Below are 12319 nucleotides of genomic sequence, written 5' to 3' on the forward strand. Positions count from 1 at the left end.
TGGGGGACATGCGCATTGTGGTTCTGGCCGGCGGCATCGGCGGCGCCCGTTTCCTCCGTGGCCTCAAGAAGGCCGCGCCCGACGCGGACATCACGGTCATCGGCAACACCGGTGACGACATTCACTTGTTCGGGTTGAAGGTCTGCCCCGACCTGGACACCGTGATGTACACGCTCGGCGGCGGCATCAACGAAGAGCAGGGCTGGGGGCGTACGGACGAGACGTTCAAGGTCAAGGAAGAGCTCGCGGCGTACGGCGTCGGGCCCGAGTGGTTCGGCCTCGGCGACCGGGACTTCGCCACGCACATCGTGCGGACGCAGATGCTGGGCGCCGGATATCCGCTCAGCGCCGTCACGCAGGCGCTGTGCGAGCGGTGGCAGCCCGGGGTGCGGCTCATCCCGATGTCCGACGACCGCGTCGAGACGCACGTCGCCGTCACCGTCGACGGCGAGCAGAAGGCCGTGCACTTCCAGGAGTACTGGGTGCGTCTGCGCGCCTCCGTGGACGCGCACGCCGTGGTGCCCGTCGGCGCCGAGCAGGCCAAGCCCGCGCCCGGTGTCCTCGAGGCCATCGCCGAGGCCGACGTCGTGCTCTTCCCGCCGTCCAACCCCGTGGTGAGCGTCGGGACCATCCTCGCCGTGCCCGGCATCCGCGAGGCGATCGCGGACGCGGGCGTGCCGGTCGTCGGCCTCTCCCCCATCGTCGGCGACTCCCCCGTGCGCGGCATGGCCGACAAGGTGCTCGCCGCCGTCGGCGTGGAGACCAGCGCGGCGGCCGTCGCCGAGCACTACGGCAGCGGGCTGCTCGACGGCTGGCTCGTCGACACCGTCGACGCGGGCGTGGTGGAGCGGGTGGAGAGCGCCGGGATCCGGTGCCGGGCCATCCCGCTGATGATGACCGACGTCGACGCCGCGGCCGCGATGGCCGCGGAGGCGCTCGCGCTCGCCTCGGAGGTCCGCGCGTGACCGCACAGGGCTACCGCGTGTGGGCCGTCCCCGGCCTGCCCGAGGTGCGCCAAGGCGACGACCTCGCGAAGCTGATCGCCGCCGCCGAACCGGGCCTCGCCGACGGGGACGTGCTCCTCGTCACCTCGAAGATCGTCAGCAAGGCGGAGGGGCGCGTCGTCCAGGCCGACGACCGCGAGGCCGCCATCGACGCGGAGACCGTGCGGGTCGTGGCGCGCCGCGGCACCCTGCGCATCGTCGAGAACCGGCAGGGCCTGGTGATGGCCGCGGCCGGGGTCGACGCCTCCAACACGCCCGCGGGGACCGTGCTGTTGCTGCCCGCGGAGCCGGACGCCTCGGCCCGCGCCGTGCGGGAGGGGCTGCGCGACGCGCTCGGTGTGGACGTCGGCGTCATCGTCACCGACACCTTCGGCAGGCCCTGGCGCGCCGGGCTCACCGACGTCGCCATCGGCGCCGCCGGAGTGCGGGTCCTCGACGACCTGCGGGGCGGCGTCGACGCGTACGGCAATCCCCTCGCCGCGACCGTCGTCGCCACCGCGGACGAACTCGCCGCGGCGGGCGACCTCGTCAAGGGCAAGGCCGCGGGGCTCCCCGTCGCCGTGGTCCGCGGCCTGCCGCACGTGGTGGGCGGCGACCCCGACGAGGGGGCGCGGGCGCTGGTGCGCGGCGCCCGGGACGACATGTTCCGGCTCGGTACGTCGGAGGCCGTGCGGGAAGCGGTGACGCGGCGGCGGACCGTGCGCGAGTTCACCGACGAGGAGGTCGATCCGGGGGCCGTGCGGCGGGCCGTGGCGGCGGCGGTGACCGCGCCCGCGCCGCACCACACGACGCCGTGGCGCTTCGTCCTCCTCGAGTCCGCCGCGTCGCGGATCGAGCTCCTCGACGCCATGCGGGACGCGTGGATCGCGGATCTGCGGCGGGACGGGAAGTCGGAGGAGTCCATCGCCAAGCGGGTGCGGAGGGGGGACCTGCTGCGGAAGGCCCCCTATCTGGTGGTGCCCTGCCTGGTGATGGACGGGGCCCATGCGTACGGGGACGAGCGGCGTGACACCGCCGAGCGCGAGATGTTCGTGGTCGCGGCGGGGGCGGGCGTGCAGAACTTCCTGGTGGCGTTGGCCGGCGAGCGGCTCGGCTCCGCGTGGGTTTCGTCGACGATGTTCTGCCGGGATGTCGTCCGTGAGGTTCTGGGGCTTCCGGCGTCCTGGGATCCGATGGGGGCGGTTGCCGTGGGGCATCCGGTGGGTGAGCCTTCGGCTCGCGCCGGGCGGGACGTGGGGGATTTCCTCGCCGTTCGATGATCGGTCGAGTGGCGTCGTGCGGGTTCGTCGTGGTTGCTCGCGCAGTTCCCCGCGCCCCTGAAAACACGTCACCCGTCGCGCCCCTCACAGGGGCGCGATGTTGCCCTTCGGCATGCGGGGGTGTCTGCGGGGTGGGGTTCTGCCGCTCAGGAGGATCAGGCGGGAGGCCCGGTGGCGCTGGCCCTCGTAGGGGGTCAGGAGCCTGAGCATCTCCGCGTCGTCCGCGTCGCGGTTGTCCGCGAGGGCGTAGCCGATGATGCCCGGCAGGTGGAGGTCGCCCGTCGTCACCGCGTCGGGTGCGCCGTTGCTGCGCTGGACCGTTTCCGCGGAGGTCCAGGGGCCGATGCCGGGGATCAGTTCCAGTCGGGCCTGGGCCTTGAGGGGTTCCATCGCGGCCGCCTCCTCCAGGCGGGAGGCCCGCGCGACCGCGCGCAGGATCGTGGCCGCCCGCTTGTTGTCCACGCCCGCCTTGTGCCACTCCCAGGACGGGATCAGGGACCAGGTCCTCGGCTCCGGCATGACGTGCATGCGGGCCTGCGCGGGCGTCGGTCCCGGCGCGGGCTCGCCGAACTTGCGGACCAGGAGGCGCCAGGCCCGGTACGCCTCGTCCGTGGTGACCTTCTGTTCCAGGATCGAGGGGATCAGGGATTCCAGGACCAGGGACGTACGGGTCAGGCGCAGTCCTGGGCGGCGGCGGGCCGTCGCGGCGACCAGGCGGTGGCGGGGCTCGAAGGGTTCGGGGTCGTCCAACTCGCCCAGGAGTACGGGGAGTTGATCCAGGAACCAGGCCGCGCCCGGGCCCCACGCCTCGGCCTCGACGGTTCCCGCGCGCAGCGCGACCCGCAGCGTGCCGGGCCCCTGCGGGGTGCGGCTCACGCGCCAGACCGAGCCGTCGGGGGTCGTACGGAAGGTGGGGTCAGCCGGGCCGCGCCGCAGCGGTCCCAGGGTGAGGCCCAGGTCCAGGGGGTGGGGCGGCCGCCACGTCCGGTTCAGGTGCGCCGTGGTCTGTCGCGGGACACCCACCGGCACGGCCGTCTCGCCACCGCGCACGGAGGTGCGGGTGGGGCGCGGGGCGAAACGGGAGGACATCTCACCGAGGGTAGGCGACGGGGGGCTCCGCCGGGGTGGTTACCGGCACGGGTGGACCGGGGCCGGTCGTGAACGGCTACCGGCGCGGCCTGAACCGGGCGGTCACTGGTCCGAGGAGAACCTCACCGCGCCGGACGGCAGTACCGCGTCGCACCAGACGCGGGCGCCGTCGCGGAGTTCGTTGTCGGCGCCCACCTGCGCGCCGTCGCCGATCACCGCGTCGGAGAGTGCCGCTCGGGCGCCGACGCGGGCGCCCTCGCCGATCAGGGAGTCCGTGATCACGGCGCCGGGTCCGACGACCGCGCCGGAGAGGATCGTGCTGCCGGTCACCCGCGCGCCCTCGCCGATCCGCGCGCCCTCGCCGACCACCGTGCCGCCGGTGAGCTTCGCGTCGGGGGCGACGGAGGCGCTGGGCAGGACGAGGCTGTCGCCGCAGCGGCCGGGGACCGCCGGGGAGGGGGCGCGGCCGAGGACCAGGTCGGCGGAGCCGCGTACGAACGCCTGGGGGGTGCCCAGGTCCAGCCAGTACGTCGAGTCGACCATGCCCTGGAGGTGGGCGCCGGAGGAGAGGAGGCCGGGGAAGGTCTCGCGTTCGACCGAGACGGGGCGGCCCGTGGGGATCGTGTCGATGACCGAGCGGCGGAACACGTACGCGCCCGCGTTGATCTGGTCGGTGACGATCTCCTCGGGGGTGCCCGGCTTCTCCAGGAAGGCGGTGACCCTGCCGGTCGCGTCGGTGGGGACGAGGCCGAAGGCGCGCGGGTCGTCGACCTTCGTGAGGTGCAGGGAGACGTCCGCGCCCGACTCCTCGTGGGTACGGACCAGGGCGCCGATGTCCAGCCCCGTGAGGATGTCCCCGTTGAAGATCAGGACCGGCTCGTCGGGCGCCGAGTGCAGCCGCGAGGCCACGTTGCGGATCGCGCCGCCCGTGCCCAGGGGCTCTTCCTCGGTCACGTATTCGATGTGGAGGCCGAGCGCCGAGCCGTCCCCGAAGTACGGCTCGAAGACCTCGGCGAGGTAGGAGGTGGCGAGGACGATGTGGTCCACGCCCGCCGCGCGGGCCCGCGCCAGCTGGTGGGTGAGGAACGGGACGCCCGCCGCCGGGACCATCGGCTTGGGGGTGTTGACCGTGAGCGGTCGCAGCCGGGTTCCCTTGCCGCCGACCAGGAGGATCGCTTCTGTCACCTGTCGTCTCTGCTTCCTGCTGGGGCCGGCCGAACTTGAGTTTCGGCCGGCCAGTGTATGCAGACGGATGTGCAGATCGTGCGGTTCGAGCGGTGCGTCGGACCTCAGCGGCCCTGGAAGCGGGCCGAGCTGGACCGGGCCTTGCCGAGCTTCTTGTACAGGCGGCTACCGGGGCACTCCGTGGCGAATCCGTCCCGATGGCCGGAGATCACCCGGAGCCGGACGTTCGAGCCTTTCTTGTACAGGTTGCCACCGCCGGACTTCAGGTATGTCGACCCGCGCGGATTGGCGCCGTACAGGCCGAGCTTCCACGCGGTCAGCCGGGCGACGGCGTTCACGGCCGCCTTCGGGGGGTTGGAGCTGCTGTACGTGCCGAGGACGGCGATGCCCATGCTGTCCGTGTTGAAACCGAGAGTGTGGGCCCCCAGGACCGGCTTGGCCACACCTCCGGCACGTCCTTCGTAGATGTTTCCGCACTTGTCGACCGCGAAGTTGTAGCCGAAGTCACGCCAGCCGCTGCTCTTGACGTGGAAGCGGTAGATGCTGCGCAGCACGGATCCGGCCTGTGAGCAGCTGTAATTGTTGCCGGACGCGCTGTGGTGCACGAAGGCGGCCTTCACCGTCTTGGTATAGGCGAAGTCCTTCTCGCGGAGCTTCTCGTCGGCGCCCCAGCCCTTGCGCGTGATGATGCGCGGGCGCGGACCGATGTAGGGCCGCGCCTTGCCGACCGCCTCGGAGCCGCCGCGCACGGCGATCAGGTCGTCCTCCGTCTGACGCTTGGTCAGCTCGGGGATCACGGTGGCGCCCATCGGGGCGAGGTCCGCGTTGACGGCCGAGGCCGTGGCGGACTCCACGGTCATGGCGGTGGCGCCGGCGCGGGCCGCCTCCGCCTTGCCCCCGGCGCCCTGCCGGGGCGGCTCGTCGCCGGGGTCGACCAGTTCGAGGCGCAGGCCCTTGGGGAGGGGCGACGCGAGCGGGGCCCGGGGCAGGGCCCTCTCGGTGGCCGTGGCGGAACCCGAGCGCTCGGACCGCTCGGGTTCCGCCCGTACGCGGAGTTCGACGCCGTCCGAGTCGCCGACCCACAGCGGGGCGGTCGAGCCGCGCACGGCGCCGGTGCCGCGCTCGGGGGTGCCCGGGTCGGCGGCGTGTTCGTGGTTGTGGGTCTCCACGCCCTGCCAGGCCGACCAGGTGGTCGTGCCGGTCGCCCGGGTGCGGACCTGGACGGTGCCGTGCAGTTCGGCTTCGGGGTCGTCCCAGACGACGCCGACCAGGGAGAAGGGACGTACGTCGCGCCGGGCGACGCCCTCTTCGCGCGACGCGGGGCCCAGCGAGCGGTCGGAGCCCGCCGGGGTGAGCGGGAGGGACTGGGTGCTGCCGGGGACCGATCCGGCGGCCCGCGCGGGGGCCGCCGCCACCGCGGACCCGGCGGGGGACTCCGCGGCGGGTGTCGCGGCGCGCGCGCCGGACGACGGCAGGGTGAGGGGCACGGCCAGGGCGGCCGCGCACGTGACGCCGATCGAGGAAGCAAGAAATCCACGCATACGTCTGATAGTCGACACAGCGGAACATATCTGTCCATTGGGGAACTGACGGACCGTCGGCCCGGAGCGGCCGAACCGGCGGCCGGGGCTCCCCCGCCACGCCGGGGCGCCACGGACCGCCCGCGTACCCTTGCGCCCGTGAACGCCAACGACCGCACCCCTGCCGACCTGCTGCGATCCGCGCTCGCCGCGGACCCGGGCCGCCCCCTTGTCACCTTCTACGACGACGCCACGGGCGAGCGCGTGGAATTGTCCGTGGCCACCTTCGCCAATTGGGTGGCCAAGACCGCCAATCTGCTCCAGGGCGACCTCGCCGCCGAGCCCGGCGACCGGGTCGCACTGCTGCTTCCCGCGCACTGGCAGACCGCGGTGTGGCTGCTCGCCTGTTCGTCGGTGGGAGTCGTCGCCGACGTGGGCGGGGATCCGGCGTCGGCCGATCTCGTCGTGAGCGGTCCCGAATCCCTTGACGCGGCGCGCGCCTGCTCCGGCGAGCGGATCGCGCTGGCGCTCCGGCCGCTCGGCGGGCGCTTCCCTCAGACGCCGGAGGGCTTCGCCGATTACGCGGTGGAGGTGCCGAGCCAGGGGGACCGGTTCGCTCCGTACGCGCCGGTGGATCCTGACGAGGTCGCGCTCGCGGTCGACGGGGGCGAGCTGAGCGGCGCCGAGGTGGTGGAGCGGGCGCGCGCCGACGCGGAGCGGCTGGGCGTCGGACCCGGACGGATTCTTTCGGGGCTGTCGTACGGGGCGTGGGAGGGGCTCAGCTCGGGGTTGTACGCCGCGCTTGCCTCCGGGGGGTCCGTGGTGCTCTGCCGGAACCTCGACCAGGCCGCTGAGGGGGTTCTCGAGAAGCGGGTCGCGGACGAGCGGGTGACGGTCACCGTGCGGTGAGCTTGCCTCCCGGGGGGCTGGGGCTTTCGAGTGCGGGTTCGTCGTGGTCGCTCGCGCGGTTCCCCGCGCCCCTCGAGCACTCGCCCCTTCGGGACTCGTCCCCCGTTCGGCTCAGTCGATTCGCTGGTCCAGAGGCCCCCCGCCCCGCTTCGGTCCATGGTCGTAAGGACGCACCATGCACCGACGTAGCCGTGAGGGGTGGACGTACACGTGAGCGACCCCGGAGGGATGTCCGAGTCGAGGGGTACGTACGGGCCCGGTGCCGGTGCGAGTCCCAGTGGCATGGGTGCCGTCCGGCGCAGGCGGCGGTGGCTGCGGTACGGGGCGCTCGGTGTCGCCGTCCTGGTGCTGGCCGCCGGGGGCGTGGGCTGGGCCGCGTACCAGAAGCTCAACGGCAACATCACCAAGGACACCGACGCGGCCGCCGAGCTGGCGCGCTACGAGAAGGAGCGGCCGACGCCGCTGGTGCACGACGCCCAGAACATCCTGCTCATCGGCTCCGACACCCGCGCGGGCCGGGGCAACGGGAAGTACGGCAGGGATCCCGGCACCCAGCGCTCGGACACCACGATCCTGCTGCACCTGGCGGCGGACCGGCAGAGCGCGACCGCCGTCTCCATCCCGCGCGACGTGATGGTGGACATCCCGAGCTGCCGACGGCCCGACGGCTCCCGGACCAGGGCCCAGTTCGCCCAGTTCAACTGGGCGTACGAGTTCGGCGGCACGGCCTGCACCATCCGCACGATCGAGAAGCTGACGAAGATCCGCGTCGATCACCACATGGTGGTGGACTTCGCCGGGTTCAAGGGCATGGTCGACGCGGTGGACGGCGTGCAGGTCTGCCTGCGGGCCCCGGTCGACGACACCGACGCCCACGTGAAGCTCGCCGCGGGCAAGCAGACCCTCAACGGCGAACAGGCTCTCGGTTATGTCCGGGCGCGCAAAAGCCTCGGCAATGGCAGCGACACCGACCGGATGGACCGCCAGCAGGAGTTCCTCGGGGCACTCGTCAACAAGGTGCAGAGCAATGACGTCCTGCTGAATCCCGCCAAGCTCTATCCCGTTCTCGACGCGGCGACTTCTTCGCTCACCACTGATCCGGCACTCGCCAGCCTGCGGGGTTTGTACGAACTGGTGCGCGGCATGCGCAATATCCCCACAGAACGGGTGCAGTTCCTCACCGTGCCCCGGCAGTCGTACTCCTACGACGCCAATCGCGACGAGCTCGTCGAACCGGCGGCCGAGGAACTCTTCACCCGGCTCCGCACCGACAGCCCGGTCCAGGTGACCCCTCGGGAGCCCGAGAAATCGGCGCCGAGCCAGGAACGGGCGTACGAGGAGTCCTCGTACGAAGAGGGATCCGGATACGAGGAGGGGTACGAGGACTCCGGTGAGTACGGGAGCGACGAGAAGCCGGACGACCCTTCACATACTCCGTCGCCCGCGCCGACATTCCGGGGCAACACGGCCGCTGGAGCTACCTGCGAGTAAAACGATCGCCAAGCCGGAGACGCTCCCCACCAAGAAATAGGGCGGATTGCCCAGTTGTAGGGGAGTGGAATTTGTCACCGGCGTCGTTCAGCGCTGAACTGGGCGGATAGTGTGAGCGATCCGGCGCGCCTGGCCCTCTGGGCGGCGCGCCGCTGAACGACTGACCGAGCGCCTTTCTTGAGGGGGGAAAGGCGCCGCGTGGCCCCGACGGAGGACGCAAACAACCGTGGACGCGCAAGGCCGTGGGCGGGCGGAGAACATCGACCCCGCAGACCAGTGGGTACTCAACCCGACTACCGGTGATTACGAATTGCGACTGAGCCCCTCCGCTGGGCAGTCGACGGTTCCAGGACCCCGGAGATCAGCACCCCGTCCGGGTGGCCGCGGCCGCCCTGCGCCGGGTGGTGAGCGACCGCGCGGTGACGAGCGGGACGAGCGGCAGCGGGAAGTGCCGGGACAGCGCAGGCGCCGGGTCAAGGAGCCGGAAGCCGCGACGGGCGGCAGGCGCAAGCAGAAGCCCCGGAAGTCCAAGGGCAAGAAGGTCCTGATGTGGACCGGCGGCTCGCTGGCCTTCCTGCTCGTCGCGGGCTGCACCGGTGGGTACCTCTACTACCAGCACCTCAACGACAACATCACGTCGATAGACGATGACGGCGCGAGCACCGGCGGCTTCAGCAAGGACCGGGCCATCAACATCCTGGTGATGGGCACCGACAAGCGCAGCGGCAGCGGCAACAAGGGCTACGGCGACGAGGGCAGCGTCGGCCACGCCGACACGACGATCCTCCTCCACGTCTCCAAGGACCGTACGAACGCGACCGCGTTGAGCATCCCGCGCGACATGATCACCGACATCCCGGACTGCCCGACGAAGCAGCCGGACGGCAGCATGAAGACCATCAAGGGCACGCCGAACGTCCGCTTCAACGAAAGCCTCGGCCAGTACGACCGCACGCCGAGCTGCACCATGCGTACGGTCACGAAGATCACCGGGATAACTCCCGACCACTTCATGGTGGCCGACTTCAACGCGGTCAAGACGCTCTCCAGCGCGGTCGGCGGCGTGGAGGTCTGCCTCGCCAAGGACATCGACGACCCCAAGTCGCACCTGAAGCTGTCCAGGGGCAAGCACGTGGTCAAGGGCGAGGAGGCGCTGGCGTTCGTCCGCACGCGCCATTCCGTGGGCCAGGGCGGCGACCTGAGCCGGATCGAGCTGCAGCAGCAGTTCCTCAGCTCCCTGATGCGCAAGCTGAGTTCGGGCGACACCCTCACCAACCCGAAGAAGATGATAGAGCTCGCGGAGGCGGGCACCGAGGCCCTCACCGTCGACTCCAAGATCGCCGACATCATGAAGCTCAAGGACCTCGGCATGGAGCTCGGCAAGCTCGACATGAAGAACCTGACCTTCGTCACGGTGCCGGTCATCGACAACCCCGCCGAGAAGACCCCCGTCACGGTCGTGCCCAACCAGCCCAAGGCCGACCCGCTCTTCGCGATGATGCGCGCCGACGAGTCGCTGACCGAGGTGAAGAAGAAGGAGAAGAAGGAGAAGGCCGCGGTGGCCGCCCGCCTCAAGGGCCCCAAGGCCGACGCCTCCGAGGTGCGGGTCGACATCTACAACGGCAGCGGGAAGACCGGCGCCGCTCAGACAACTCTCACCTGGCTGCAGAACAATGAGGGAGTGCTCAAGTCCAGCCAACTGGGCAACGCGCCCTCGGACATCAAGAAGACGACGCTCGAGTACGCGCCCGACCAGGCGGACCAGGCCCGTCGGCTCGCCGACATCATGGGTCTGCCCGCCGCCGCCCTGAAGCCGGGCAAGAGCGAGAAGAACGCACAGGGTCTCCCTGCCATGAAGTTGACGCTCGGCGGTGACTTCAAGGGCGCGGGGGTGCCCGTCTCCGCTCCGACGAAGGCGCCGGAGGGGATCCAGAAAGTCGAAGCTGACAAGACTGTGTGTGCCAAGTGACCTGAAGCGGTCGTTCTGCGTCTAACAATGCGCCAAAGCAAGTACGTCGGCCCGGGCCGCGTATGTCGCACCGGCGCGTCAAGAGGACGCGGGGCGACCGCAGTTCAGGGATGGGGCGGGGAGGGGCATGGGGATGGGACAGAAGAGCGTGCGTGAGGAGGGGGCGCGACAACGCGCCCCGCACGCAAGTGATCACGGCTGGGACGGAGGCGAGTCCGAGGGCGAGGAGCGCCCCGGGGAGCCCCCGGACGGCGACGGCGAACCCTCGCAGGGCTCGGCCCGCCACCGGCACCGGCGCGGTGGGGGCGGCGGAGGGCGCACGCCGCGGCGCAAGCGGGGGGTGCTCCGCTGGTCGGCGGCGGTCCTCGCCGTACTGATAATCGGCACGGCCGGCGCCGGATACCTGTACTACCAGCACCTGAACAACAGCCTGCAGACCGACGACCTGAACCTGGGCGAGCACAGGGCCCCGGCCCCCACGCCCAACGCGGCGGGTCAGACTCCGATGAACATCCTGCTCATCGGCTCGGACGCGCGCGACTCCAAGGCGAACCAGAAGCTCGGCGGCGCCAAGGAGACCTTCGGCGCACCGCCGCTCGCCGACGTCCAGATGCTGCTCCACCTGTCGGCCGACCGCAGCAACATGTCCGTGGTCAGCATGCCGCGCGACACCCTGCTGCAGATCCCCAAGTGCACCGACCCGGACGACGGCAAGGTCTATCCGCAGACCGGCCCGAAGTACATGACGAACGAGTCGCTGGGCCACGGCGGCCCCGGCTGCACCGTCGCCACCTGGGAGAAGCTCACCAAGATCCACATCGACCACTTCATGATGGTCGACTTCGCGGGTGTGGTCTCCATGGCGGACGCCATCGGCGGCGTACCGGTCTGCGTGGACAAGAACATCCACTCGCGCACCAGCCAGGGCAAGGGCTCGGGCCTGAAGCTGAAGAAGGGCACCACGGAGGTCAAGGGCGAGCAGGCCCTGCAGTGGCTGCGCACCCGCTACGGCTTCGAGGGCGGCACCGACATCAGCCGCGCCAAGGCCCAGCACATGTACATGAACGCGCTGGTCCGCAAGCTCCGCGAGAACACCGGCCTGACCAGCCCCAACCAGCTGCGCAAGCTCGCCGAGAAGGCGGTGGACGCGCTGAAGGTCGACGACGGTCTCGGCAGCATCAAGAAGCTCTACGACCTGGGCAACGAGCTCAAGAAGGTCCCCGCGGAGCGCACGACGATGACGACCATGCCGTTCGACTACGCCGGTGAACGCGTCGTTCCCAAGCCCGGCGACGCCGAGCAGCTCTTCCGCCTCGTCCGCGACGACATCCCGCTGGACGGCAAGGGCAAGAAGAAGAAGCCCGCGAAGGAGAAGCTCTCGGACGACCCCGCGGCCGCGGACGACAAGATCGCGATCCAGGTCCAGAACGGCACGCGCACCGACGCGCTCGCCCCGGTCCCCGGCCGCGCCAGCACGGTGGCGCAGCTCCTTTCGGGCAAGGGCTTCGCGAAGGCCGCCCCTGACACGACGACGTCGCTCGCCGAGAAGCGGACGGTCGTACGCTTCCCGAGCGCCGAACTGGAGGGCGATGCCCAGCGGGTCGCCAAGTCCCTCGGTCTGCCGCTGAGTTCGGTGAAGAAGTCGACGGACGTCTCCGGGGTGACGCTGGTCGTCGGCGCCGACTGGCGCGAGGGTGACGTACCACCCAAGCCGAAGAAGAAGGACGACAAGACGCCGGACTCGGCGGACGCGCTGAGCGGCTCCGACAAGAAGGCGTGCATGAAGGTGGACCCGAACTACACCTGGTAGACGGTCCGGTCGGACGACTCAGGGGCACCCGCCGCTTTCGGCCGGTGCCCCTGAGTCTGTTGTTCCGTACGGCCTTCGGGCCC

General features: G+C 71.1%; 9 protein-coding genes. 6 read left to right on the forward strand and 3 right to left on the reverse strand.

Annotated features, from left to right (window positions below):
* The first annotated feature begins 8 nt into the window (after positions 1 to 8).
* Both cofD and KY5_RS16180 read left to right on the forward strand, forming a co-directional pair.
* Entirely contained in the window at positions 9 to 965 is a 957-nt protein-coding gene (cofD, locus tag KY5_RS16175; RefSeq protein ID WP_098247286.1) for a 2-phospho-L-lactate transferase, read from the forward strand.
* Positions 962 to 2263: a coenzyme F420-0:L-glutamate ligase gene (locus KY5_RS16180; RefSeq protein ID WP_098242912.1), complete on the forward strand. Its 1302-nt coding sequence runs from the start codon at positions 962 to 964 to the stop codon at positions 2261 to 2263. The genes cofD and KY5_RS16180 overlap by 4 nt, the downstream gene beginning before the upstream one ends.
* Positions 2264 to 2347: 84 nt before the next feature.
* Here KY5_RS16180 and KY5_RS16185 read toward each other — a convergent pair whose 3' ends face one another.
* The 3 genes from KY5_RS16185 to KY5_RS16195 all read right to left on the reverse strand — a co-directional run bounded on the left by KY5_RS16185 (position 2348) and on the right by KY5_RS16195 (position 6078).
* The gene (locus KY5_RS16185; protein WP_098242913.1) at positions 2348 to 3352 is read right to left on the reverse strand and encodes a DNA-3-methyladenine glycosylase family protein; all 1005 of its coding nucleotides are present in this window, start codon (positions 3350 to 3352) and stop codon (positions 2348 to 2350) included.
* A 102-nt stretch (positions 3353 to 3454) separates the two neighbouring features.
* Positions 3455 to 4537, reverse strand: coding sequence for a sugar phosphate nucleotidyltransferase (locus KY5_RS16190; protein ID WP_098242914.1), 1083 nt, complete (start codon positions 4535 to 4537; stop codon positions 3455 to 3457).
* 104 nt (positions 4538 to 4641) lie between these two features.
* Positions 4642 to 6078: a peptidoglycan recognition protein gene (locus KY5_RS16195; protein ID WP_098242915.1), complete on the reverse strand. Its 1437-nt coding sequence runs from the start codon at positions 6076 to 6078 to the stop codon at positions 4642 to 4644.
* A gap of 138 nt (positions 6079 to 6216) precedes the next feature.
* Between KY5_RS16195 and KY5_RS16200 the strand changes: the two genes are divergently transcribed.
* The 4 genes from KY5_RS16200 to KY5_RS16215 all read left to right on the forward strand — a co-directional run bounded on the left by KY5_RS16200 (position 6217) and on the right by KY5_RS16215 (position 12236).
* Positions 6217 to 6966: a TIGR03089 family protein gene (locus tag KY5_RS16200; protein WP_098242916.1), complete on the forward strand. Its 750-nt coding sequence runs from the start codon at positions 6217 to 6219 to the stop codon at positions 6964 to 6966.
* A gap of 228 nt (positions 6967 to 7194) precedes the next feature.
* A complete protein-coding gene (locus tag KY5_RS16205; RefSeq protein ID WP_098247287.1) occupies positions 7195 to 8457 on the forward strand; it encodes an LCP family protein in 1263 nt (420 codons plus the stop codon).
* Between the two features lie 226 nt (positions 8458 to 8683).
* Positions 8684 to 10426 carry an LCP family protein gene (locus KY5_RS16210; RefSeq protein WP_098242917.1) on the forward strand — a complete coding sequence of 581 codons (1743 nt, stop codon included), beginning with the start codon at positions 8684 to 8686 and terminating at the stop codon, positions 10424 to 10426.
* Positions 10427 to 10559: 133 nt separating this feature from the next.
* Positions 10560 to 12236 (forward strand): LCP family protein, encoded by a 1677-nt coding sequence (locus tag KY5_RS16215; protein ID WP_098242918.1) that lies wholly within the window; start codon positions 10560 to 10562, stop codon positions 12234 to 12236.
* Positions 12237 to 12319 lie beyond the last annotated feature (83 nt).

The organism is Streptomyces formicae (genome assembly GCF_002556545.1).
Taxonomy (GTDB): Bacteria; Actinomycetota; Actinomycetes; order Streptomycetales; family Streptomycetaceae; genus Streptomyces; species Streptomyces formicae_A.